Origin of the sequence: Nocardioides oceani, assembly GCF_030412965.1 — a bacterium.
Taxonomy (GTDB): Bacteria; Actinomycetota; Actinomycetes; order Propionibacteriales; family Nocardioidaceae; genus Nocardioides; species Nocardioides oceani.
The window spans coordinates 1-397 of the sequence record NZ_JAUHJQ010000060.1 but is presented as its reverse complement, the minus strand read 5'-3'; the positions used below and the strand labels follow the sequence as shown (position 1 = coordinate 397).

Genomic DNA, 397 nt, shown 5'->3' with positions numbered 1-397 from the left:
GAAAGAGACGCTGTATTAGATAAAAGTTCTAGATGCTATGGACTTGTAGTTGAAAAACACTACATCGTCACTGTAGGACACATCTACACTCACATCAAGCGATACAAAAACAATATGTATTGCGCAGCTGATGAATTTGGCAACATTATTTATCGTTGTCAAGTAGTCAAGGAACTTGTATCTAACAACCGTGATCTTTCCTTCTGGAAAATTGTTGAGTCTAAAGAATCAAAACGCATACCACACTTCCCGAACATCAGGAAGAACTTCATTGAAGATTTGAAATCAATGCCCGAATTCTCTGACACGATTATCAACCGATATGCTGAGACCAACCATGAACAATTCTTATATGCTACATGCATGTATTCTGAAGATCGAATTGATTCAGTTACCG

Annotated in this window: 1 protein-coding gene; it reads left to right on the top strand. The window is 37.5% G+C overall.

Going from position 1 to position 397, the window contains the following annotated elements:
* Positions 1-114: 114 nt before the first annotated feature.
* On the top strand, positions 115-397 hold a 283-nt coding region (locus tag QWY28_RS23265; RefSeq protein WP_300955300.1), incomplete at its 3' end, for a hypothetical protein.